Genomic DNA, 22,804 nt, shown 5'->3' with positions numbered 1-22,804 from the left:
GGGCGCTGTACTGTCACCCCCATGTTGGTGTGGGAACGGCCGGAGCCGGCGAACCGGCCGGCGCCGGCTCCGCTGAGCCGGGACCTGATCGTCCGGACCGCGGTCGAGCTGGCCGACGAAGCCGGCCTCGAAGCCGTGTCGCTGCGCAAGATCGCCGGCGCGCTGGACGTCGGGCCGATGCGGCTCTACGGCTACATCGACACCAAGGACGAGCTGCTCGACCTGATGGTCGACGCCGTCCACGGCGAGATCCGGCCGGCCGGGGACGGCTGGCGGGAGGTGCTGACGTCGGTGGCCGAGGCCACCCGGCAGGCCGCGCACCGGCACGAGTGGTTCGCCGACCTGATCGGCGGCCGGCCCCAGCTCGGGCCGAACGCGCTGGCCCGGGGTGAAGCCGTGCTGGCCGCGCTGGGCGGGGTCGACGTCGACGTCGTCATGCCGATGGCCGCCGCCGTCGACGCCTACGTGATCGGCGCGGTCCGCCGGGAGATCGCCGAGCGGCGGGCCGAGCGCGCCAGCGGGCTGGACCAGCGGCAGTGGCAGCGCACCCACGGCCCCTACCTGGTGCGGATGTTCGCCACCGGCCGCTTCCCCGCGCTGGAGACGGTCGTCCGCGACGCCGCCCACCTCGATGCCGACCAGACCTTCCGGATCGGCCTGGACTTCCTGCTCGACGGCATCGAAGCGGGCATCGGCCGCCGGTAGGCCCTACCCGCGCAGGGTCGCGATCCCGGCCAGGAAGAGGTCGACACCCGCGAGGAACTGCTCGCGGTCGTCGTGCTCGCGCAGCTGGGTCGCGGCCCGGTGCACGAAGGGGTACTCGCCCGGGTCGAGTGAGGCCCATTTCGCCGACACGGTGGCGAGGAACGCCGAGCGGTCCCCCTGGCCGGCGGCGAGGAGCCGGGCGTTGGCCGCGTTCTGCCCGGCGACGCCGAGCACGTAGTTGACGAGCGCGCCCGCGGCGTCGAACAACGCCCGCTCGGGCACTTCGAGCGCGACGAGCAGCCCGCCGATGCGCTCGTAGACCTCCAGGAGCGCGGGCCGCCACGGCTCGCGGGACAGCTGGGCGCCGACCCACGGGTGGGCGTCGATCGCGTCGAACAGGCCCAGCGAAACCGTGCGCAGCGCTTCCCGCGGCTCGCCCTCGACCACGGCGTCGCCCATCACGCGCGCGATGACGGCGTCGGTCGCCGCGGCCAGGAGGTCGCTCTTGTTGGCGACGTGGTGGTAGATCGCGCCGTAGCCGGTCGAGAGGCGGGCGGTGAGCGCGCGGAAGGTCAGCGCGGCCTCGCCGCCGTCGTCCAGGATCGCGGCCGCCGCCTGCACGATCACTTCCCTGGACAGCCCGTCCGCGCGCCGTTTCGCCATGGGCCGATCATCGCATGATTGGAACGCCGATCCAAACTCGTGCTAGCGTAGTGATTGGAACGTCAATCCAATCGGAGGTGACCATGACTGTCACGATCATCGGCGCCGGCCTCGGCGGGCTCGTCCTGGCCCGCGTCCTGCACCGGCACGGCATCCCGGCCGAGGTCTACGAGGCCGAAGCCTCACCGGCCGCCCGCCGCCAGGGCGGGATGCTCGACATCCACCCCTGGAACGGCCAGCCCGCACTGGAGGCCGCCGGGCTGGCCGACGGCTTCCGGGAGCTCGTCCTGCCGGGCCGCGAGTCCTCCCGCGTCGTCGACCGCCACGGCACCGTGCTGCTCGACCAGCCCGACGACGGCACCGGCGAACGGCCCGAAGTCCAGCGCGGCGAACTGCGGCAGCTGCTGCTCGATGCGCTGCCACCCGGCACCGTCCACTGGGGACACAAGGTCGCCGGCGCGCGGGCCCTCGGCGACGGCCGCCACGAAGTCCGCCTGGCCGACGGAAGCGCTTTCACCACGGGCCTGCTGGTCGGGGCGGACGGCGCGTGGTCGAAAGTCCGTCCGCTGCTTTCCGATGCGGTCCCGGAGTACGTCGGCGTGTCGGTCGTCGAGACCTTCCTCTTCGACGGCGACGTCCGGCATCCCGCCGCGGCGAAGGTCGTCGGGGCCGGCGCGCTCTATGCGCTCGCGCCGGGCAAGGGGATCGTCGCGCACCGCGAAGGCGGCGGCACACTGCACACCTACGCGCAGCTGTTCAAGCCGCGGGACTGGCTCGCTGGGGCCGACGCCGAGGCCGTGACGGCAAACACGGCCGAGGAGTTCGCCGGCTGGGCTCCCGAGCTGACCGCCCTGATCACCGAAAGCGATGTCCCGCCGGTGCTGCGCCGCCTCCACACCCTGCCGGCCGGGCACCGCTGGGACCGCGTGCCGGGCGTGACGCTGCTCGGCGACGCGGCCCACCTGATGCCCCCGAACGGCGAAGGCGCGAACCTGGCCATGCTGGACGGCGCCGAACTCGGCCGGGCCCTCGCCACCCACGGCGACGTCGAGACGGCGCTGGCCGAATACGAGCAGGCCATGTTCGCGCGCGCGGCCGCGGAAGCGGCGGACGAGGACGTCTACGCGATCATGTTCGGCGACGACGCCCCGCACGGCATGGTCGCCATGCTGGCCGGGTAGGCGCCGACGCGGCTAGCGCACCGCCGTCGGCGCCCAGGCCGCCAGCTCCGCCCGCACCGCCGCCAGCTGGGCCGCGGTCGGCGGCGACGCCGGTTCCGCGATCAGGGCGTAGTGCAGGCCCGGTGCCGCCGGCAGGCGCAGGCGGTCGCCCACCCGGACCGGCGAGGCCACGTCGGTGACCACCGTCGGCGTCATCCCCGCCGGGACGTGCAGCTCGGTCGGCGCGCCCGCGTCGGTCCCCTGCCACACCAGGACGCCGTAGCGGCCCGCGCCGGTCAGTGCGGCCGTGGCCGGCATCGTCGACGGGATCCGGTTCCACGTCAGCGTCTGGCTGCCGTCCCGCGAGCGGTCCTCGTAGGTGAACGCCAGCGTGTGGCCCGCCACCGCGGCCGGGTAGAGGCGGTCGAGGAGCCGGGCGTCCTGGCGGAGCTGGACCGTTCCGTCGTCCGCCGTGCGGGCCGAGGAGAAGTCCTCGCCGTTCCAGGCGTCGCCGTCCGTCTTGACCTTGTCCGGGTTGTCGTTCATCAGCTCGTGGTGGCGGCCGCTGTAGATGTCCCACTGCCACTGCGTCGCCGACAGCACCGGGCCCGAGTCCGCCGGCCTGCGCCACCAGTTCGCGCCGGACACCCGCGAGTCCAGGGCCTGGTACATCGCCTTGTCCACGGTCGGGGTCTTGTCCGAGGTGTACCCGGTCATCGGGTGGCCGAACTCGGTGACGATCGCCGTCGTGCCGAGCGCGGCCGCGCGGTCCCGGACCGTGCCGAAGGCACCGCTGTACTGGCCGTCGCCCGCTTTGCCCGGCATGAACACGCCCGACTGGGCGAGCTGGTCGTAGAAGTGCGTGTTGAACACGTACCGCGGGCCCAGCACGCCGGTGTCCTGGAAGCCGCCGGGGTGGAGCTGGAAGGAGATGTTGGCGTTCCAGAACATGTTCGGCTCGACGAACGCGGGCTTGTCCTGCCAGCCGGCGGAATCCATCGCGTCGCGGAACCGCTGGAAGAACGGCCACAGGACGTTCTGCTCCCACGCCTTGCTGTCCTGGCCGGAGTCGTACCGCCCGGCGAACGGCTCGTTGTACGGGTCCATGCCCGCGATGCCCGCGAACTGCGCGGCACTCAGGTTCGTCCGCAGGTAGGTCATCGTCTGGGCGGCCATGCCGACGAACTCGTCTTGAATGCCGCGGGCGTTGTGCCAGAAGTCCTTCGTGGCGTCCTGGACCGCGCCGTTCTGGGTGATGTTCTGGCCCCAGTGGGCGCAGATGCCGCAGCTCTCCGCCGGGTAGCCGCCGAGGTCGACGACCCACTTCGGCGCGCCGTCGCCGGTGTACCAGCTGCCGCGGTTGAACAGGTAGCGGGAGAACAGGTCCTGGTGGAAGTCGGGCAGGACGGTGAAGCCCTCGTCCAGGAACGCCTTCACCTGCTCGGTCAGCTTCGCCAGGTACTGCGTGTTCACCGGCCCGCGCACCGGTTGCGTCCCGGCCCACGCGATCGGGATCCGCACGGCGTTCGCGCCGGTGAGCGCTTTCATCGCCTGGGCCGAGCGACGCGCGTCGGCCCCATCGGCGAACGGCAGGAAACCGTTTTCCGCCAGCTTCACCTCGCCCGAGACGTTGAAGCCGCGCAAGACGACTTCGCGGCCGTACTCGTCGACGAAGGCCGAGCCGCGCACGGACAGCCGGTGCGCGGGAACGTCTTCGGCGACAGCGGAAGCGACGACGCCGGAGGTCAGCGCCACGGCGGTGAGTAAAGCCACGAGCATGCGCATGATGGCGGCCCCAAACATGAAGGAGTTTCGCAAAAGTTAGCGAGCCGCCACCCGGTCGTCAAGGGCCGAACGGAGCCGTTCAGGCCGCCTTCCGCTGCCATTGCTGGTTCGTGACGCCGGTGCACGGGTACTGCTTCACCGCGGCACCGTCGGCCGTGGACGCGGAAACGACGTCCAGGCACTTCTCGCTGTGGCGCGCCACCCACCGGGTGTACCCGCCGCCGACGGCTTGGGCCTGCCACTGCTGGTTCGTGCCCGCGGTGCACGTTCCCTGCACCGCCGCCGCGCCGTCCGCCGTCGAGCCGCCCGCGATGCCGAGGCACTTCCCGCTGTGCCGGGCGATCAGGTTGACGTACCCGTCACCGAGGTCGAGCACGCTCCACTGCTGGTTCGCGCCGTTGTTGCACGTGTACTGCGTGAGCGCCACGCCGTCGTTCCGGGACGAACTCGGGATGTCGGCGCACTTCCCGCTGTGGCGCGCCACCATCGTCTCGTACGCGCTGCCGGAGCCGGCCCCGGCGACCACGCCGGTCGCCGCGTCGACGCTCACCTTCGGGTACCAGCTCAGCGACATCGTCGTGCTGCTGGGAAAGCCGAGCGGCAGCCAGACATACCGCGACTCGTTGACCGGACGCTGCCAGGCGCCCGCCCAGCGGTCACCCAGGTAGAGGTACGAGGTCGCCTGCGAGCCCTGCACGGGCAGGACGTACGCGGTCTGGCTGCCGAAACCGGTGGAGTCCCCCACGTTCGCCAACCCGCTCCAGGTGCCCGTGACGCTCGTGGCCGTGGCGTATTTCTGCTGGTTCGGCTGCCAGCCCGTGGCCCCCGAAGTGAGCAGGAAGTAGACGCCGTTGCGCTTGAACATCGCCGGCGCCTCGCGGTACGAGCCGGGCCACAACGTCTGCACCAGCGCCGAAACACCGGTGTAGTCGGCAGTGAGCCGGTAGACGTTGAGATCGGCGTTCTCGCGGGCCGCCGACGCCATGTACGCGGTGCCGTCGTCGTCCTTGAACAGCGTGATATCCCGCGACATGTGAGCGCCGAGCGGCCGGAAGCTGCCGCGGTAGCTGTAATTACCGTCGACGGACGACGAAGTGGCCACGGCCGCGCGTGCTTCGGCGTAGTCGTCGCCGTTCTCCTTGTGCATCCACATCACGTACTGGCCGGTCGAGCTGTTGTAGATCACCTTCGGCCGCTCGACCTTGGCCCGGCCCAGCTCCGCCGCCGACGACTGCGTCAGCACGTCGCCCCGGAACTCCCAGGTCTTCAGGTCGGTCGAGCGGTAGGCCGAGACGGCCCGGAAAGTGTCGTCGGCGTTGCGGTTCTCCCCGAACCAGTAGTAGTACGCCCCCACCTTGAGCATCCCGCCGCCGTGCGCGTGCGCCAGGGCGCCGGAGGTGTCGGTGAACTGGCTCCCGCTGGTCACCGTCACCGGCGCGGCGTGCGCACCGGGCGCGCCGAGCAGCAGGGCGGCGAGCACGAGCAAGGACAAAACCGGGCCACGTCGTCGTAGCATGACGGCTCCTTCGCAAGCGGGTCAGTAGCCGACGCGGAAAGTCGCGTCCTGCTTGTCCACAGTGGAGGACGTGCTGCCCAGGGGGTCGATCCGCAGCACGTAGTCGTGGTGCCGGAGGTAGCGGTCCGGGTAGTTGTGCGAGCGGAAGGACGACCAGCTCGCGTCGGCGAGCCCGGCCGTCTGGTGGAAGGTGGCGTCCGCCCTGAAGTTCGCGGAACCGTCGTCGGCGGCGAGGCGCAGCTCGTAGGCGTAGTGCCGCAGGTACCGGCCGGGGTAGTTGACGGATTCGAACGACACGCCGGCCGCGTCGGCCAGGCCGGGCACCAGTTTCCAGAGCTGGTCGGCATACGGGTCGAACGGGTAGGCGTCGATGCGGCCCACGGAGTTCGCGTGCCGGACGTAGCGGTCGGGGAAGTTGTAGGACTTGAGCCGCCGCCAGGCCGGGGCGCCCCACTGCGCGACGAGGGCGGACCGCTCGGCGGCCGTGATCGGCGTGATGCCGGGGTGCTTGGAGTTCAGCGGCTGGGTGTAGGCGCGGTCGTTCAGCAGCGTCCAGGTCCCGGCGGCGACATCGGCGGTCTCCCAGCAGAAGAACCGGCCGTTGGGGCTCCAGGTGTCGCCCCAGAGGTACCAGCGGTTCCCTGACAGCGCCGGGACGATCTGCGGCGCTTCCACCCCCCGCCCGGGCGATATCCCGGTCCGGTACGTGGTGAACCCGCCGGGCGCCAGGGAACCGGAGCGCTGGCCGACCAGGGTGCTGTTCGTGTTGTTCTTGACGTACAGGTAATTGACGCCGCCGATCGAGGCCATCGTCCCGTCGATCGTCGCGTGCCCGGGGTCGAAGAACACCTGCGGCGCGCCGACCGTCACGAAGTCGGTGGTGTAGTTGACCATGATGACGTCGTGGCCACCGGAGGCCGCCGAGTAGATGATCGCGTACTGGTTGCGCGAGGGGTCCCAGAACGCCTCGGGTGCCCAGCTGTGCGTGGCCATCGAGTGCAGCTTGATCCGGCGGTACCCGGTGAACCCGCGCAGGTCGGCGGAATCCCAGACGTGCACGTACTGGTTCTGCAGCGACCAGTCGGTGCCCTTGAGGTCGGTCGCCAGCACGGTGAACCGGCCGTCCTGCTTGCGCAGCACGAAGGGGTCGCGCAGCCCGCCGGTGCCGGCGGCCGGCGTCACGACGGGGTTGTTCTGGTTGAGCGGCATCCAGTCGAGGCCGTCCGCGCTGACCGCCAGGTGCAGCCCGTAGTCGGCACCGGTCATGGACGGCGACTCGGTGAAGTACGCCATGACGTAGGCGCCGGAAGCGGCCTGGGCGGAGGCCCTGCTGCCGAGCACGCCGGCGACCACGGCGCCCGCCGTGCCCGCCATCAGTCCACGCCGACTGATCATGGTCTCGTCCACCTCGTCGTCGAGTGCCGGGCACCAAAAAGATTGTTAGCGCTAACAAGCGGTCGTAGTGTAAGTGACCCGCGCCACCGGGTGTCAAGGGTCCGATCGGCGGGAGATCCGACGCCACCAGGCAAAACAGCCAATTGACCCGGCGTGGATCGGGAGCTATGTTAGCGCTCACTTCGCGCCCGGCAGCCAGGTTGTGGCTCCGGATCCTCCCCGCGCGAGGTCCTTCTTCCCGCGCCGTCGGCGCCCACTTCCTGGAGAGCCGGTATGCCCGTTCGACTTTCGGCGACGCCGTCGTCGCCGAAGTTCTCCCGGCGGCCTCGCCCGCTGACCGCGATCCTCGCCACCCTCGCCATCGCCGCGGCGTCCACGACCGTGTGGGCCGCTTCCGGCCACGCGGCGACCCTGGACGACGGCCTGGTCGTCCGCTACGACCTCACCGGCGGCTCCGGCACGACGGTGCCCGATGCCTCGGGCCACGGCCGCAACGCGAGCGTCAGCGGTGACACCACGTGGCAGGGTGACGAAGGCCTGCGCCTGGGTGGCACCGACGGACACGTGCGCCTGCCCGACAACCTCATGCGGGGTCTCACGGACATCACGGTTTCGGTTCAGGTGAACATCGCGGCCGACCAGGGTACGCCGTACTTCCTGTGGGGCCTCGGCAACACGAGCGGTGGCGCCGGGAACGGCTACCTGTTCACCACCGGCGACGCCTTCCGCGGCTCGATCGCCTCCGGCAACTGGTCCACCGAGCAGAACGCGAGCGCGGGCCGCAACCTCTCCCGCGGCAGCTGGCGCACGATCACCTACGCCCTCGGCGGCGGGACCGCGGTCCTGTACGAGGACGGGATCGAGGTCGCCCGCAACACCGGCATCACGATCACGCCCGGCTCGATCGGCGGCGGCACCACGACCGCCGACTACCTGGGCCGGTCGGTCTACGACGGCGACAAGTACCTCAAGGGCAACGTCCGCGACTTCCGCGTCTACGACCGCGCGGTGACCGCCGACGAGGCCCGCGCCCTCGGCGAGCGCACCGCCGCCGGGCGGGCGACGGCCGACGCGGCCGCCCTCGACCTCGGCGACACCTCAGCCGTCACGGACAACCTGACGCTGCCCAAGACCGGCGCCGGCGGCTCGGCGATCGCCTGGACGTCGAGCAACCCGGCTGTGCTGTCCCCGGCGGGCGTGGTGACGCGGCCCGCGCCCGGCGCCGGCAACGCGAAGGTGACCTTGACCGCGGCCGTCTCCTACGCCGGCCAGAGCGCGAGCCGCTCCTTCACCGTCACCGTGCTGCAGGACATCACCGACCGGCAGAAGGTCGACAACGCGCTCGAGGACCTCGTCATCCCGGACCAGGACGCGATCCGCGGCAACATCACGCTGCCGGTCAAGGGCGCCCGCGACGTCACGCTGACCTGGCGCAGCCAGGACCCCCGCGTCGTCACCGCCACCGGCGAGGTGACCCGGCCCGCGGCCAGTGCGCGGCCGGCCAAAACGCGTCTCACGGTCCGTGCGACAAAGGGCCACGCGACAGCCGAACGCTCCTTCACCCTCACCGTCCTGCCGCTGCCGAAGAAGGAAGCGCTCGAGGGGTACATGTTCGCCTACTTCACCGGGGAGGCGACGCAGGACACCGAACAGATCCACTTCGCGGCCAGCCGCGGCAACGACCCGCTGCACTGGGACGAGCTCAACGGCGGCAAGCCCGTCCTGCGCTCGAACTACGGCGAAACCGGTGTCCGCGACCCGTTCATCGTCCGCTCCCCCGAAGGCGACCGCTTCTACATCGTCGCCACCGACCTGCAGATCAACGACGGCCGCGGCTGGGACCAGGCGCAGCGCCACGGCAGCCAGTACCTGGAGATCTGGGAGTCGACCGACCTGGTCACCTGGTCGAACCAGCGGCACGTCCGGGTCTCCGACGACACGGCCGGCATGACGTGGGCGCCCGAGGCCACCTACGACCCGGCGATCGGTGCCTACGTCGTCTACTGGGCCACCAGCCCCTACGCCCCCACCGACGTCGACCACACCGGCTCGACGTACCCGCGGATGATGTACGCGACGACGCGGGACTTCCGGACGTTCAGCAAGCCGCAGGTGTGGAACGACCCCGGTGAGGGCGTCATCGACTCCACCGTGCTCAAGGACGGCGACTACTACTACCGCCTCACCACCGACGGCAAGGTCATCGGGTCCTGCGAGCGGGACATCGTGCTCGAGCGGTCGAAGAACCTGCGTGCGGTGGACCTGCCGACGACCAAGCCGCGCAACTGGGAGCTGGTCTCCGACTGCATCCGCACCAAGCTCGGCACCGACTGGGTGGAAGGCCCGACGGTGTTCAAGGCGAACGACAGCACCAAGGTCTACGCGTTCATGGACGAGACGCCGCGGCGCGGGTATGTCCCGTTCGTCACCGATTCCCTGGCGAAGCCGAACTGGACGATCCCGGCGGAATACCAGCTCCCGAAGAGCCCGCGCCACGGCACGGTGCTGCCGGTGACCAAGGCCGAGCTGGCCCGGCTCCGGCAGGGGCCGCCGCCGGTGACGGCCGACAGGAAGGGTGTCGTCGCCGACTACGACCTCACCGCGGCGGGCCGGGGCGACACCGTCGCCGACGTCTCCGGGAACGGGCGGGACGCCACGGTGCACGGCGGCGTCACGCGCTCGGCGGACGGGCTCGCCTTCGGGGGCAAGGACGGTTATGTCGTTCTGCCGAACAACCTGATGAGCGGCCTGAGCGGGATCACGGTGTCGGCGCAGGTGTGGGTCGACCCCGGCCAGCAGACGCCGTACTTCCTGTGGAACCTGGGCAACAGCACGGACAACGCAGGTGATGGCTACCTGTTCGCGACCGGGGACACCTACCGGGCCGCGATCGCCGCGGGCAACTGGTCGACCGAGCAGAACGCCGACAGCAAGCGGGCGCTGTCCCGCGGCGCCTGGCACACGCTGACGTACACGCTGGCGAACGGAACCGCGCGGCTGTACGACAACGGCGTCGAAGTGGCCCATGTGGACGGTGTCACGGCGAAACCCGGCGACCTCGGCGCGGGCATCACGACGTCGAACTACCTCGGTCGGTCCGCTTACGGTGCCGACAAGTACTTCCAGGGCAAGATGCGGCGGTTCACCGTGTGGAACCGCGGCCTGACGGCCAAGGAGGTGCTCGGTGCGCCGGGCAACGAGACGGCCGTCGGCTCGGTGACGCTCGGCTCCCTCCGGGTGCCGGCGATCGTCGACAGCGCGAAGGGCACGATCGTCCTGCCGGTGAAGCCGGGCACGGACGTGCGGCGGCTGGCGCCGGTGCTGCAGGTCGCCGACGGCACGCAGGTGTTCCCCCACAACGGTTCGCGGCAGGACTTCACCGGCCCGGTGGGCTACTCGGTCGTCGGCGCCGGCCGGCAGCGGCGGACGTGGACGGTCACCGCGGTGGTGATGAACAGCCCGGTCCTGCCCGGCTTCAACGCCGACCCGAACATCGTCCGCTTCGGCGACACGTACTACGTCTACGCCACGACCGACGGCTACCCCGGCTGGTCGGGGACGACGTTCGACGCATGGTCGAGCAAGGACCTCGTCACCTGGACGCGGCACCCGAAGATCCTCGACCTCGGCCCGGACGTGTCGTGGGCGGACAGCCGGGCGTGGGCGCCGACGATCACCGAAAGGAACGGGAAGTACTACTTCTACTTCTGCGCGGACGCCAAGATCGGCGTCGCGGTGTCTTCGTCGCCGACCGGGCCGTTCACCGACGCGCTGGGCAAGCCCCTGATCGCGGCGAACCCGGCGGGCGGCCAGGCGATCGACCCGGCGGTGTTCACCGACGACGACGGGCAGACGTACCTGTACTGGGGCAATGGCACCGCCTACGTGGTACCGCTGAACGCCGACCTGACGTCGTACGACCCGGCGAAGATCACCCGCTTGACCGGCCTCGACGGCTTCCGCGAGGGCCTGTTCATGACCAAGCGCGCGGGCACGTACCACCTCACGTGGTCCATCGACGACACGGGCAGCGAGAACTACCGCGTCGGCTACGCGACGGCGACCGGCCCGCTGGGTGCGGGGCTGGTGAACCGGGGCGTGATCCTGGAGAAGGACCCGTCGCTGGGGATCCTGGGCACCGGGCACCACAGCATCGTGCAGGTGCCGGGCAAGGACGAGTGGTACATCGCCTACCACCGGTTCGCGATCCCGGGAGGGGACGGAACGCACCGCGAGGTGACGATCGACCGCCTGCGGTTCGGCGCGGACGGGACGATCGCCGAGGTGGTGCCGACGCTGGGGAGCGTGCCGCCGCTCAAGTGGAGGTGAACACCGGGCCCGAGCCCGGCCGGGTGGCCGCGAAGCCGCCGGGCCGGGCCCGGGCCGTTCTCCCCCGCCGGGGTGAACAAGTTGTCGAAAAAGCGGCAGTGACCCGCCGTTCTTTTGTCACGAACGGGGAATCGAGTCGATCAAGCGAACCGGATTCGGGTTCCGGCCGTATCTCCCGGTAGGACGGTGGACGACGCGGAGGGACAACGACGTGGCGAGCGAAGGAACACTGATCGGTGACCGGTACCGCCTGCTCGGCCCGGCCGGGGCGGGCACCGTGGTCTGGCACGCCCAGGACGAACGGCTCGACCGGATCGTCGCCGTCAAACCGCTGTTCGACGAGCCGCCCGCGGTGCCCGCCATCCCCGCGCCGCGGGCGGCCATCTGTGACGTCGTCGACGAGGACAGCACCACCTACCTCGTGCTCGAGTACCCCGGGGCGCGGACGCTGACCGAGCTGCTCGGCGAGCACGGTCCGCTCGCCGCCGGGCTGGTCGCCCGGTTCGGGGTCCAGCTGGCCGCCCAGCTGGCCGCCGCGCACGACGAAGGCGTGCTGCACGCCGCCGTCGATCCGGACCACGTCGTCGTCTCCGCCCAGGGCCGCGCCGCGATCGTGGGCGGCGGGAACCCCCTGCACAGCTACCTCGCCCCCGAGGTGCTCGACGGCGGCTTCCCCGACTTCCCGGCGGAGGTGTACTCCCTGGGCGCCACCCTCTACGCCGCGCTGGGCGGCGATCTCGGCCTGGTCCGGCACCCGCTCGCCGAAGCCGTGCTGCGGCTGCTGCACCCGGACCCCGCGGCCCGGCCCACCATGGCCGTCGCCGAAGAGCTGCTGAACAGCGTGACGCCCCGCCGTCCGGAACCTGCTCCGGACCGCGGGGCGCCTCGGGCGCCGGCCGGCGACTACCGCTGCGTGTAGACGAAGCCCACCTTGTCGACCTCGGCACCGGTGCGGCCGTGGAAGCCGGCGAGCTGCCAGCCGTCCGGGGCCGTGCGGGTGACGCAGTCGCCGGTCGTCGAGCCGCCGGCGAGGACGCGGCCGAGGTTGGTGGTGAACCGGGCCGAGAAGATCCGGGTCGTGTTGCTGTACTTGCCCTGGCACAGGGTCGCCGTCGTGACGTACTCGCCGGTGCCGAGCGTGAGCGACGCCGCCGTCCCGCCGGTGCCGCCGTGGGTCAGCGTGGTGCCGTTCTCCAGGGTCACCCCCACCTGGTCGACGCGGTTGCCGCTGCGCAGCGACCAGGTCCGCACCCGGGCGTTCGCGGGCACCGCGGGGACGTCGGTGAAGTAGTCGCCGTGCGGGCCGCCGAACTGGTCCGACAGCTGCAGCGCGGGGTTGCGCTGCCAGCTGAAGCGCACGGTGATCGGGTCGTGGTCGGACAGCATGTTGCCGTCGGTGTACAGGAACTTCGAGTGCTCGTTGTTGTAGAAGGTCGCGTCGAGCGAGACGAGCTTGCTGCTGCGGTAGAGCACCTTGTCGACGACCTCACAGTCGTTGGCGGGCGCCTGCTTGTCGCACACGAGGTCGGGGCTGCCCGGAGCCGGCGCGACGCCGCCGCGCACGAGCTTGACCCACGCGTCGGTGAGGCCGTTGTCCGCGCCGAACTGCGCGATCGTGTCGGCCGCCCGGGTGTAGCGCGTGTTGGTGTCGCCCATGACGACCACCGCGTTGCCCGCCGAGTGCGACCGGATGAACGCGGTCAGCTGCGCCAGGTTGGACGCGCGCGAGGCCTCGTCGCCGGCGTTCGTCCCGGCGTTGGTGTGCGCGTTGTAGAAGTCGACGTACACGCCTTCGGCCAGCCGCACCCGCATGAAGGTGAAGCCCTTCGGGGTCAGGCAGTCGCCGGAGTCGAGCTGGCAGGACGTCCAGCGGACGCGCTCGAAGTCGTCGGCGTCGTACGGCAGTGAGGACAGCGTGTTCAGCCCGCTGCCGATCCCCGCGCCACCGCTGGTCGGCGTCCGGTACGGGTGCTGGTCGGCCGCGTAGAGCTTCGCGTGGTAGTTGAAGTCCTCCTCGACGTGCACCACGTCGTAGGGGCCGAGCCGCTGCCCGATCGCCGTCGTGGCGGGGTCACGCGGGGTCGGCGCGCTCGAGATGCTCTCGGGCAGGCCGGCGACGTTGTAGGCCAGGACCGAGAAGCTGCCGCCGTCGGCGGCCCGCGCGGCCGCCGGACTGACCACTGTGGACACCGTGACGGCGAGTGCCAACGCGGCGATGCGTTTTCTCACGAGAACTCCCGCTGGATTCGGACGGACAAACCGGTGGAGGTGTAGCGCGGGACCACCCGGTACCCCGGGCGGTCGGCTCGGATGGCGGCGAACCGGCCACGCAGCCGCCGCGCGCACAGCACGTCGAGCTCGTGCCCCGGGCCGGAGCCGTCGATCCGCAGCTCCAGGACGCTGCCGCGGTCGAGGATGGCCTCGCCGCGCACGACCAGCGCCGGCCCGGTGGCAGCGGACAGCGTGCCGCCGGTCTGGTGGTAGGCGCCGATCCGGAGGCCGGACGCGCGCAGCACGCCGCCGGCGAGTTCGACGGTGCCGGTGCCGAGTGCGCCCGGCGTCGCCGCGACCAGCGTGCCCGCCTCGACGCGGGTGCCGCCGCGGTAGCGGTTGGCCCCGGCCAGTGTCAGCGTCCCGGTGCCCGCCTTGACGAGCCCGCCGGCGCCGCCGATGTCGTTGCGCCAGCTGTCGTTCGCGGAGAACCCGCCGCGGGTGGCGTCCATCGTGACGCGGACGCTCGTGTCGAACGCGCCGAAGCCGTCGGCCGCGGCGAAGAGGTTCAGCCGCCCCCACAGCTCCGGGCCGTCGAGCAGCGGGTTGCCGCCCGGGAACGCCGTCGTGCGCAGGACTTCCCGCCGCTGTGCCGCGTCCAGGTACGGCAGGCGGGTTTCGAGCAGGACCTCGGCGCCCTTCGGGACGCGCATCGCGGTGCGCGCCCCGCGGTCCGGCAGGCCGTAGGTGGCCCGGCGGGTGACCATCGCGGCGTTGGCGCGGCGGTCGCCGTACTCGTCGGCGCCGGTGTGTGCCCGGGCGAAGAGCGTGTCGGGGGTCGTGCCGGTCTTCGCGGTGAAGTACTTCAGCGCCTGTTCCCGCGCCGCCGCCTTGAGCGTCGCGTTCTCCGGGTCCGCGAGGGTCGCGGCGGTGAGCGCGGTGGCCAGGGTGCGGCCGCCGATCGCGTCCACCGGCGAGTGCATCCCGGCGACGATCCGCGTGTCGGCCAGGTCGTAGGCCCGCGCCACCAGCTCCTGGAACCGCTCGGGGACCGCGTAGGCCAGCGCGAGGCAGGCCAGGTGGAACGCGTTGGTGTGACCGCTGGGGAAGCCGCCGTCCTCGGCCGGGGTCGTGCTGCGCTGGCGCAGCAGCTGCGGCGCGACGACCACGTCGGACCGGTACACCGGGAAGCCGAGCGCGTCGACCCGGCCGGTGTCCTCGACCCGGCTGTCGGCGGTCATCCGCCACGGCCGCGGGTACTGGTAGGCGGCCTTGCTCGGGTTGCCCGAGGCCCAGGTGCCGCGGACGGTGTCCACGAGGGTGGCCACCAGGCCCAGTTCCGAGTCGTGCGAACCGGCGCCGAGCGCCGAGCCCGCCGGGGCGTTCGCCGGGACGGCGTCGTCGATCTTCGCCGGCGGCGTGCCGTCCGGGGCACTCGTGATGCTGGTGACCGCCTTGGCGCCACGGCGGTAGAGGTCCGCGAGCGGGCCAAGACCGCCGATGGCGGCGTAGGACTGGTGCTGGCGATCGTAGACGAAGGAGCGCTTGGCTTCGGCGTCGGTCCGGGCGCGGGTGACGGCGACGCAGTGCCGGACGTTCGCGCGCAGCAGTGCGGCGTCGAGCACAGCACCACTGTCCCAAGTGGACCCGGTGCGCCAGACCCGCTGCATCCCGCTCAGGATCCGCACCGCCGCGTTGGTCTCCGCGGTGTGGTTGGCCGGGATGTTCGTGCGGTAGGAGTCGACGAACGCCGTCGTCGCCTCCGCCCAGGCGGGCACGCTGAGCACAGCGGGCAGGACGGCGACGGTGGGGACGAGCGCGGACAGGCGCAGGAAGGCCCGCCGGTCCAAGGGCGCGAGGCTCAATGGGTTCTCCTGGGAAGGCGCGCGGGAGATGCGCGCTGGGAATCGCTGCGGGAATGATCAGCGCCGGGGAGATCCGGGTCAAGCAGCGTCCGGAGTAATTCGCCCGTCAGTAACCTGATCTTTTGCGAAGCCTCTGTGAATTCGACGAATTCACTCGATCCGGACTTCGACGGGCGCGGTGACTCGCCCGAGCGGGCTGATCGCCGCGACCGCGCCCCGGATCTCGCTCTGGGCCGGGTTGCCGGCGACACCGGCAACTCGGCGCACCCGCCCGGTCGCACGACGACCGGAACCGGTGAACGCGGTTCCGGTCTGTAACACCGCACGGCCGGCCGGACGACTCCCGGGTGGGATCGGACCGGAAAGGGAATTCCATGGCTGTCGGTGTCGAAACCGAACAGAGCAGACGATGCCGGCGTTGCCGGTCGGTCAACCGAGCCGGGGACAAATACTGCCAGCAGTGTGGCGCTTCCCTGGCGCGGCGGGACATCACCACGCGATACCTCTGTGCCGCGGCACAGCTCGACGAGAAATTCGCCGACGAGGCGATCAAGGAATTCCTCGTCGAACCGTTCCGCGCCGTTCCGCAGACACCCGGCGTGGACACCACCGCGGTCTTGCGCGAGGCGGTGGCCGCCCGCGCGCGGCGGCGCATCCGCGACGGGGTGCTGCTGGGGCTGCTGCTGGTGATGCTGGTCCTCAACCCCCTGTGGTTCATCGCCTGGCTGGTGGTCGCCACCGTCCTGGCCGTGGTCACCGGCAAGCTCACGCCCACCAAGCGGGGCGCGGCGATCGGGACGGTCCTCATGGTCGCCGTCGTCCTGCCGCTGGCCGGGATCAGCGTCATCGGCTACGCGCTGGGGACGGTGTTCGGCCTCGGGTCCGAGTCACCGGGCTCCGAGCTGGGCACGGCGGCTTCGAGCGTGGGCGCCGGCCTGGGCGTGGGCGTCATCGTCGTTCCCTTCGTCCTGATCGTCTTGATGGCCGTCGTCCTCGGCGCCGACGAGTTCGCGGTGCACTTCCTGGTCTTCGACCGGTTCCGCACCGGCACCTTCGTCCCCAACCGGGAGATGAGCGCGGACGAGCAGGAGCGGTGGCTGCGCGGGCTCGGCCTGGACCGGTTCGCCGGGCCGCTGGGCGATCTGGCCCGGGTGGAGCAGGAACTGGCGCGCCACCCCGACAAGGTGGACGTGGTCGTGCACCGGGGGTTCTCCCCGTTCGTGGGCGCCGGGATCCCGCTGCACCAGCAGGTGATCACCCTGCCGCTCGAACCGGCCGACGACGACGCCGAACCGGAGACGATCAACGTCACCGGGTTGCAGGACCAGGTCAGCGCGGCGATGGCGCGGCTGCGCGGGACGTCCTCGCTGGGCCCCGGCCGGCGCCTCGAAGACCTGGTGCTGCGCGAGCAGGTGCTCATCCCGGCGGACCGGCTGGTGGCCGACCGGGCGGCGGTGCCCGGCGTCCTGCCGAGCCTGGCCGGGCGGCCGGCTCCGCAGCTGGACCCCGAAGCGGCCCGCCACCTCGCCGACGCTTCGGTGGAGTGGGCGCGGTACTACCGCTGCTACCGCATCGAGTCGTGGGACCGCGACCTGACCACGTCGTGTTACCTCCACGTCGGGACGAACCAGCGGATGCTGTTCCTCGAATGGCAGTTCCTGGCCCTGCTGCCGATCGATCCGCGCTACCGGACCATCGACCGGCACCGGTCCCCCGTGCTCGCGCCGCTGCGGGCCGCGGCCGTCGAGTGGTGCCTGCTGCCGGCGACGGTCCTCCGGCGCGCCAAGACCGTGTTCCGCGGCTTCAAGGCGTTGCAGCAGCGCCCCGACAAGATCGAGCCGGCCAAGTACGGGGCCGGCCGGAGCCTGCGCGAACTGGCGCAGGCCGAGCTGGTGCAGAGCTACTTCCAGGACGTCGACGTGGAGCGGTACGTCCGGATCATGGATTCGACGCTGTTCCGCGCGGTCGGCGCCTACCTGCAGGAGCGCGGCTACTCCGTCGTCGAGTTCACGAAACTGGCCGATCCCGTCTACAACACCTACGACCTGCGCGGCAGCACCTTCGTCGATTCGGCGGTCGGCTCGCACAGCAGCGTCAACAAGGGCGGCAAGCCCGCAAAGGAGAAGTGATCATGGGCGACCGGTTCGACATGCGCGGCGCGCACTTCGAGGGCAGCGCCGTCGGGCACCGGGCCAGCGTGAACCACTACACGTCCGGACCGGCGGCGCCGGTGGAGGACCTGCTCGAGGCACTCGCCCGGGTGCGGCCCGACATCATCGCCGCCGCCCCCGCGGCCGACCGCGCCGAAGTGCAGGCGGAAGTGGGCAAGATCGAGGAGGAACTCAAGAAGGAGGAGCCGCGCGGCAAGGTGGTCCGGAAGCGCTGGGAAACCGTCACCACCCTGATCGGCGACCTGAGCGCACCGCTCACGAAGATCACCGAGCTCGTCCTCAAGCTCTTCGGGTGACGAGGCCTCGTCACCGCGGCTTGGAGTTGCCACTCGGCCCACCCGTGTGGGTGAGCCGGCTCGCGTGGCAGTCCTGCCGGGCGAATCCCTGCTGCCCGCACCACGCGTTGGCGTCGTCGGCGCTGGAGAAAGCCTGCCCTTTCAGGGTGACCCAGAAGCCGCTGCGGCTGAAGTTCCGGTAATCACCGGAATCGACCATGAAAGCGTCGGGGTACTTTTCCCGCAACCGCCGGAAATCGGCCAGCACGGCGGCGTCGTCGTAGGTCACGCCGTTCACCACGAGACCGGCGGCTTTCGACGACAACTGCGGGAGCCAGCGCCCGACCAGGCTTTCCGCGACGTCGTGGTCGCGGGAAACCTGGTCGCGCAGGTCGGTTTCGGTGACCGTCGTGCTCGACGTGGTCACGGACGGCGGCGACCAGGTCGTGCGCAGGTCCGCGCTCGTCGCGGGCGCCCACGGCTGGGTGGGCGCCTCCACCGGTCCGGTTCCGGGCTGCGCCGCGGGCGCGGCGGGGCCCGGCGAACGGGAAACCGCGAAGATCACCGCTCCGGCGGCGGCCAGCGCCACCAGCGATCCCGCGGCCAGCAACGGGAGCAGTTTCCGCGACGACGAACCGGCCGCGGTCCCGGACGGCGCCGGGGAAAAAGCGTCGACCGGCGTCCCGCAGGTTCCGCAGAATCGGGCCTGGGGTTCGAGTTCTCGTTCGCACACCGTGCAGGAGCTCATGGCCTTGAAGTCCGTCGTGCGAAGCGGCCTGTTACAAACCGGGCCGAAACCGATCTTTCCGGATTCCCGCGGAATCGGCGGTCCCGGAATTCCCTCCGGTGCCCGGCGTCTGGCACGATCAGGCGGTGACCAGCAGCAGGCGCACGCGCGGACTCGCGATCGCGGCCGCCCTCTTGCTGGTGCTCGCCGCCTGCACCTCCGGGTTCGGCGGGCTCGAGCTGCGGATCGCCGCGGGCACCTCCAGCGGCGTCTACTACAAACTCGCCCAGACCCTCGCCACGGCCTGGCAGGGCGGCCTGGGCATCGACCGGCCCGCGGTGCTCGAGACGCAGGGCTCGCCCGACAACGTCGACAAGGTCCTCACCGGCCAGGCCGACGTCGCCTTCGTCGCGGCCGACGTCGCCGCGGCCCAGTACCAAGCCAAGCCGAGGTTCGCCGCGCTCGCCCGGATCCACGACGACTACCTGCACATCGTCGTCCGGGCCGACTCCGACATCCGGTCGGTGTCGCAGCTGAGCGGCCACCGGATCGCGATCGGCTCACCGCAGTCCGGCGTCGAGTTCATCGCCAACTGGCTGCTCAAGACGATCGGGCTGCGGGACTCCGTCAGCACCAGCACCCGCGGCCTCGACCAGTCCGTCACCGCGCTGCTGAACCACGAGGTCGACGCGTTCTTCTGGTCCGGCGGCCTGCCCACGCCGAAGCTGCTGGAGCCGGAGAACCGGGGCAAGCTGCACCTGCTCGACCTCGCCGACGTCATGCCGAGGGTGCAGGCGAGCAGCCAGGTCTACAGCACCGCGACGATCCCGGCGAGCACGTACAACCAGGCCTTCCCGGTGACGACGCTGGTGGTGCCGAACTTCCTGGTGGTCCCGGAGTCCATGCCGGACGACGTGGCGGAGGCCCTGGTCCGCGGCCTGTTCGACGCCCGCCGCGAGCTGGCGAACGCCAACTCGGCGGCCCTGTCGATCGACGTCCACCCGGGCATCGAGACCCAGCCGATCCCGCTGCACCCGGGCGCGCTGCGGTACTACCGGTCGCAGAAGACCTAGGCCACCGGGAACACCATCGAGATCCGGAGCCCGCCCCCCTCGGGCAGCTCCAGCGCCAGCTCCCCGTCCGAATGCGCGACGATCTCACTCACGATCGCCAGCCCCAGCCCGGACCCCGGCACGTTCTGGTGCGCCGGGCTCCGCCAGAACCGGTCCAGCGCCCGGTCGAGCTCCTCCGGCGGCAGGCCCGGCCCGTGATCCCGCACCGACAACCGCACCCGGTCGCCCGAGCGCGCCACCGCGACCAGGATCTCCGTCCCCGCCGCCGTGAACTTCAAAGCGTTGTCCAGCAATGCGTCCAGGATCGTCTCCGCGCCCCTCGGCGGCATGCACACGCGCGCGCCGTCGCCGGAGGTCTCCACCACCAAGCGGACGTCGCGGGCCTCGCCCACCACCGACCAGTCGGCGACCCGGTCCGCCACGACCTCGTCCAGCACCACCGGGTCCAGCTCGCCACCCGAAGCCTCGGCACGGGCCATCGACAGCAGGCCGTCCAGGATCTGGTGCAGGCGGCCCGCGTCCACCCGCGCCGCTTCCAGGTCGGCGGCCGCCGGCTCGTCGTCGACGTGGCCTTCGAGGTTGCCGAGCCGGATCTTCAACGCCGTCAGCGGGTTGCGCAGCTGGTGGGACGCGTCGGCGACGAACGCCCGCTGCGCCGCCAGCGCACCCGACACGCTGGACGCCATCCGGTCGAACGAGCGGCCCAGCTGCCGCAGCTCCGGCGGCCCGCCGCTCTCCCCGACCGGCTCGGCTTCCCGGCCGCTGACCACCGACGCCACCAGCGCGCCGGTCGCGTCGTCCAGCCGGTGCACCGGCCGCAGGATCCACCGGACCACCGGGATCGCCACGGCCAGCGCGAGCGTGAACGCGAGGATCCCGCCCGCGGCGAGCAGCAGCCACCACCACAGCACGTCCGCCCGCTCGGCGCCGGTGTCGGACACGGTGAGCACCGCGCCGTGCACCTCACCGTCCGCGAGCACCGGTTCGGCGAGCACCAGCGGCGTCGAATCCCACGGCATCAGCACCCCGGTGGGCTGGGACCGGCGGCCGGCGAGCGCCTCGTGGACCGGCCCGCTGACCCGGTCGTCCTTCAGGTCGATCCGCGCGGACTGCCCGAGCGAGGAGGCGAACAGCTTGCCGTCCTGGTTGACGACCAGCGCCTGGACGCCGTAGACGTCGGTGTAGCGGATCAGGTCGGGTTCGATCAGCCCCGGCTTGTTGTCCAGCAGCGGCCGCTGCGCCAGCGACGCGAACCGGGCCGTGTCGGTCAGCCGGTCCAGGAACAGGTCCTGCTGCGCCCCCGCGGCGATGCTCCTGGCCAGCGGGATGCCCAGGCCGAACACCAGCAACGCCACCAGCGTCAGCACGATGCCCTGCAGCCGGACGCGCACGCCGCCTCAGCTCCGGGCGACCTGGCCGCCGAGCCGGTACCCGACCCCGCGGACGGTCTCGATCAGCGCCGGGCGGCCCAGCTTCGTCCGCAGCGTCGCGACGTGGACGTCCAGTGACCGGCTCTCCGCCGCGCCGCGGTGGCCCCACACCTCGGTGAGCACGTGCTCGCGCGAGCACACCGCCCCGCGGGCGCCCGCCACCAGCGCCAGCACCTGGAACTCCTTGCGGGACAGCGCGACCGCCTTGCCGTCGACCAGCACCTCGTGCCGGGAGACGTCGACGGTGACGTCCCCGACCCGGATGACCACCGGCTCGGCGGCGGGGTGCTCCCCGCGGCGGCGGCGCACGGCCTCGACCCGGGCGAGCAGCTCCTCGACGTCGTAGGGCTTGACCAGGTAGTCGTCGGCGCCCGCGCGCAGGCCTTGGATCCGGTCGTCGACCTCGCCGCGCGCCGAGACGACGATGATCGCGACGTCGCTCACCGCGCGGATCTGGCGGCACAGCGTCACGCCGTCGATGTCCGGCAGGCCGAGGTCGAGCAGGATGACGTCGACCTCGTGCACCCGGTCGAGCACGCCGGCGCCGGTGGCGAGCCGGGCGATCGCCAGGCCGCGGCGGGTCAGCGCCGGGATGAGCGCGCCCGCGACCCGGTCGTCGTCCTCCACCAGCAGCACCCGCACCCGTCCGCCTCCCATGGTGACCTGCTTCACCGGCCGGTACGGCGAACTCTAGGACGTCCGGGCGGCTCCCGCACCGGCCACCCGGACGGTCACACTCCGTGACCCCGGGTGGACACCCCCCAAAAAGGACATCGATACTCAGTTGAAACCCTAAGTATTGCTCAAGCGGCCTTGCCAGCCGGTGAAGCAACGGTAGGTTCTCGCCATCGCGTGGTGACCCATGCCCGATTTGCACGAACGACCCGGGAGGCCAGATGACCGCGGAGGTGGCGGCGCCGATGATCAAGGCGTCCGCCGTGAACAAGTACTTCGGCGACCTGCACGTGCTCAGGGAGATCACGCTCGAGGTGCCTCGCGGCCAGGTCGTCGTGGTGCTCGGCCCGTCGGGCTCGGGCAAGTCGACTCTGTGCCGGGCGATCAACCGGCTCGAGCCGATCAACTCGGGCGAGATCGCCGTCGACGGCGTCCCGCTGCCCGCCGAGGGCAAGGCGCTGGCCGCGCTGCGGGCCGACGTCGGCATGGTGTTCCAGTCGTTCAACCTGTTCGCGCACAAGACCATCGTCGAAAACGTCATGCTCGCGCCGGTGAAGGTCCGCAAGACCTCGCAGGCCGAAGCGCGCAAGACGGCGATGGAGCTGCTGGAGCGCGTCGGCATCGCCAACCAGGCCGACAAGTACCCGGCGCAGCTTTCGGGTGGCCAGCAGCAGCGCGTCGCCATCGCGCGGGCGCTGGCCATGCGGCCCAAGGTCATGCTGTTCGACGAGCCGACCTCGGCGCTGGACCCGGAAATGGCGCCAGAGGTCCTCGGGCGAACGGACTCCGCCCGGGAACCGGCAGCCGATGCCGACGATGGCGAT

At 71.5% G+C, this 22,804-nt stretch carries 17 protein-coding genes; 8 read left to right on the top strand and 9 right to left on the bottom strand.

What is annotated here, in order from left to right:
* Positions 1-21 precede the first annotated feature (21 nt).
* The gene (locus ACWDN5_RS18595) at positions 22-705 is read left to right on the top strand and encodes a TetR/AcrR family transcriptional regulator (protein ID WP_449677179.1); all 684 of its coding nucleotides are present in this window, start codon (positions 22-24) and stop codon (positions 703-705) included.
* Between the two features lie 3 nt (positions 706-708).
* Here the strand turns inward: ACWDN5_RS18595 and ACWDN5_RS18590 are convergent, their stop codons facing one another.
* Positions 709-1,368, bottom strand: coding sequence for a TetR/AcrR family transcriptional regulator (locus ACWDN5_RS18590; protein WP_449677178.1), 660 nt, complete (start codon positions 1,366-1,368; stop codon positions 709-711).
* Positions 1,369-1,451: 83 nt separating this feature from the next.
* Between ACWDN5_RS18590 and ACWDN5_RS18585 the strand changes: the two genes are divergently transcribed.
* Entirely contained in the window at positions 1,452-2,549 is a 1,098-nt protein-coding gene (locus ACWDN5_RS18585) for an FAD-dependent oxidoreductase (RefSeq protein WP_449677177.1), read from the top strand.
* A gap of 12 nt (positions 2,550-2,561) precedes the next feature.
* Here ACWDN5_RS18585 and ACWDN5_RS18580 read toward each other — a convergent pair whose 3' ends face one another.
* The 3 genes from ACWDN5_RS18580 to ACWDN5_RS18570 all read right to left on the bottom strand — a co-directional run bounded on the left by ACWDN5_RS18580 (position 2,562) and on the right by ACWDN5_RS18570 (position 7,224).
* Complete coding sequence (locus ACWDN5_RS18580) at positions 2,562-4,307, bottom strand: cellulase family glycosylhydrolase (protein WP_449677176.1); 1,746 nt, start codon at positions 4,305-4,307, stop codon at positions 2,562-2,564.
* 85 nt (positions 4,308-4,392) lie between these two features.
* Positions 4,393-5,829 (bottom strand): RICIN domain-containing protein, encoded by a 1,437-nt coding sequence (locus tag ACWDN5_RS18575; protein ID WP_449677175.1) that lies wholly within the window; start codon positions 5,827-5,829, stop codon positions 4,393-4,395.
* Between the two features lie 21 nt (positions 5,830-5,850).
* On the bottom strand, positions 5,851-7,224 hold the full coding sequence (locus tag ACWDN5_RS18570) for a glycoside hydrolase family 43 protein (RefSeq protein ID WP_449677174.1): 1,374 nt from the start codon (positions 7,222-7,224) through the stop codon (positions 5,851-5,853).
* Between the two features lie 273 nt (positions 7,225-7,497).
* Here ACWDN5_RS18570 and ACWDN5_RS18565 point away from each other — a divergent pair, with 273 nt between their 5' ends.
* Both ACWDN5_RS18565 and ACWDN5_RS18560 read left to right on the top strand, forming a co-directional pair.
* Complete coding sequence (locus ACWDN5_RS18565; protein ID WP_449677173.1) at positions 7,498-11,553, top strand: family 43 glycosylhydrolase; 4,056 nt, start codon at positions 7,498-7,500, stop codon at positions 11,551-11,553.
* Positions 11,554-11,764: 211 nt separating this feature from the next.
* Entirely contained in the window at positions 11,765-12,472 is a 708-nt protein-coding gene (locus ACWDN5_RS18560; RefSeq protein WP_449677172.1) for a protein kinase domain-containing protein, read from the top strand.
* Here the strand turns inward: ACWDN5_RS18560 and ACWDN5_RS18555 are convergent.
* Together ACWDN5_RS18555 and ACWDN5_RS18550 are read right to left on the bottom strand one after the other, a co-directional pair.
* On the bottom strand, positions 12,457-13,782 hold the full coding sequence (locus tag ACWDN5_RS18555; RefSeq protein ID WP_449677171.1) for a jacalin-like lectin: 1,326 nt from the start codon (positions 13,780-13,782) through the stop codon (positions 12,457-12,459). The genes ACWDN5_RS18560 and ACWDN5_RS18555 overlap by 16 nt on opposite strands.
* Positions 13,779-15,629 (bottom strand): autotransporter-associated beta strand repeat-containing protein, encoded by a 1,851-nt coding sequence (locus tag ACWDN5_RS18550; protein WP_449677170.1) that lies wholly within the window; start codon positions 15,627-15,629, stop codon positions 13,779-13,781. Before ACWDN5_RS18550 ends, ACWDN5_RS18555 begins: the two co-directional genes overlap by 4 nt.
* A gap of 374 nt (positions 15,630-16,003) precedes the next feature.
* Between ACWDN5_RS18550 and ACWDN5_RS18545 the strand changes: the two genes are divergently transcribed.
* Both ACWDN5_RS18545 and ACWDN5_RS18540 read left to right on the top strand, forming a co-directional pair.
* Entirely contained in the window at positions 16,004-17,758 is a 1,755-nt protein-coding gene (locus ACWDN5_RS18545) for a hypothetical protein (protein ID WP_310976416.1), read from the top strand.
* A 2-nt stretch (positions 17,759-17,760) separates the two neighbouring features.
* A complete protein-coding gene (locus ACWDN5_RS18540; RefSeq protein ID WP_449677169.1) occupies positions 17,761-18,096 on the top strand; it encodes a hypothetical protein in 336 nt (111 codons plus the stop codon).
* Positions 18,097-18,106: 10 nt separating this feature from the next.
* Here the strand turns inward: ACWDN5_RS18540 and ACWDN5_RS18535 are convergent, their stop codons facing one another.
* Positions 18,107-18,823: a zinc ribbon domain-containing protein gene (locus ACWDN5_RS18535; RefSeq protein WP_449677168.1), complete on the bottom strand. Its 717-nt coding sequence runs from the start codon at positions 18,821-18,823 to the stop codon at positions 18,107-18,109.
* Positions 18,824-18,948: 125 nt separating this feature from the next.
* Between ACWDN5_RS18535 and ACWDN5_RS18530 the strand changes: the two genes are divergently transcribed.
* The gene (locus ACWDN5_RS18530) at positions 18,949-19,875 is read left to right on the top strand and encodes a TAXI family TRAP transporter solute-binding subunit (protein ID WP_310976419.1); all 927 of its coding nucleotides are present in this window, start codon (positions 18,949-18,951) and stop codon (positions 19,873-19,875) included.
* On the opposite strand, the gene ACWDN5_RS18525 is transcribed toward ACWDN5_RS18530, so the two are convergent.
* Entirely contained in the window at positions 19,872-21,266 is a 1,395-nt protein-coding gene (locus tag ACWDN5_RS18525; protein ID WP_310976420.1) for a sensor histidine kinase, read from the bottom strand. The genes ACWDN5_RS18530 and ACWDN5_RS18525 overlap by 4 nt on opposite strands.
* 6 nt (positions 21,267-21,272) lie before the next feature.
* Positions 21,273-21,947, bottom strand: a complete 675-nt coding sequence (locus ACWDN5_RS18520; RefSeq protein WP_310976527.1) for a response regulator transcription factor — start codon at positions 21,945-21,947, stop codon at positions 21,273-21,275.
* 278 nt (positions 21,948-22,225) lie between these two features.
* Here ACWDN5_RS18520 and ACWDN5_RS18515 point away from each other — a divergent pair.
* A partial coding sequence (locus ACWDN5_RS18515) for an amino acid ABC transporter ATP-binding protein (RefSeq protein ID WP_449677206.1) occupies positions 22,226-22,804 on the top strand: 579 nt, incomplete at its 3' end.

The sequence above is a fragment of the Amycolatopsis sp. NPDC003731 genome (assembly GCF_053586895.1).
The sequence above is the reverse complement of the archived record's forward strand: the minus strand, read 5'-3'. Positions and strand labels throughout refer to the sequence as shown.

What these genes read in the sequence shown, in the direction of transcription:
- ACWDN5_RS18575 (WP_449677175.1), bottom strand. Translation starts at nt 5,829, where the DNA reads ATGCTACGACGACGTGGCCCGGTTTTGTCCTTGCTCGTGCTCGCCGCC.
- ACWDN5_RS18585 (WP_449677177.1), top strand. Translation starts at nt 1,452, where the DNA reads ATGACTGTCACGATCATCGGCGCCGGCCTCGGCGGGCTCGTCCTGGCC.
- ACWDN5_RS18545 (WP_310976416.1), top strand. Translation starts at nt 16,004, where the DNA reads ATGGCTGTCGGTGTCGAAACCGAACAGAGCAGACGATGCCGGCGTTGC.
- ACWDN5_RS18535 (WP_449677168.1), bottom strand. Translation starts at nt 18,823, where the DNA reads ATGAGCTCCTGCACGGTGTGCGAACGAGAACTCGAACCCCAGGCCCGA.
- ACWDN5_RS18570 (WP_449677174.1), bottom strand. Translation starts at nt 7,224, where the DNA reads ATGATCAGTCGGCGTGGACTGATGGCGGGCACGGCGGGCGCCGTGGTC.
- ACWDN5_RS18595 (WP_449677179.1), top strand. Translation starts at nt 22, where the DNA reads ATGTTGGTGTGGGAACGGCCGGAGCCGGCGAACCGGCCGGCGCCGGCT.
- ACWDN5_RS18590 (WP_449677178.1), bottom strand. Translation starts at nt 1,368, where the DNA reads ATGGCGAAACGGCGCGCGGACGGGCTGTCCAGGGAAGTGATCGTGCAG.
- ACWDN5_RS18540 (WP_449677169.1), top strand. Translation starts at nt 17,761, where the DNA reads ATGGGCGACCGGTTCGACATGCGCGGCGCGCACTTCGAGGGCAGCGCC.
- ACWDN5_RS18565 (WP_449677173.1), top strand. Translation starts at nt 7,498, where the DNA reads ATGCCCGTTCGACTTTCGGCGACGCCGTCGTCGCCGAAGTTCTCCCGG.
- ACWDN5_RS18580 (WP_449677176.1), bottom strand. Translation starts at nt 4,307, where the DNA reads ATGCTCGTGGCTTTACTCACCGCCGTGGCGCTGACCTCCGGCGTCGTC.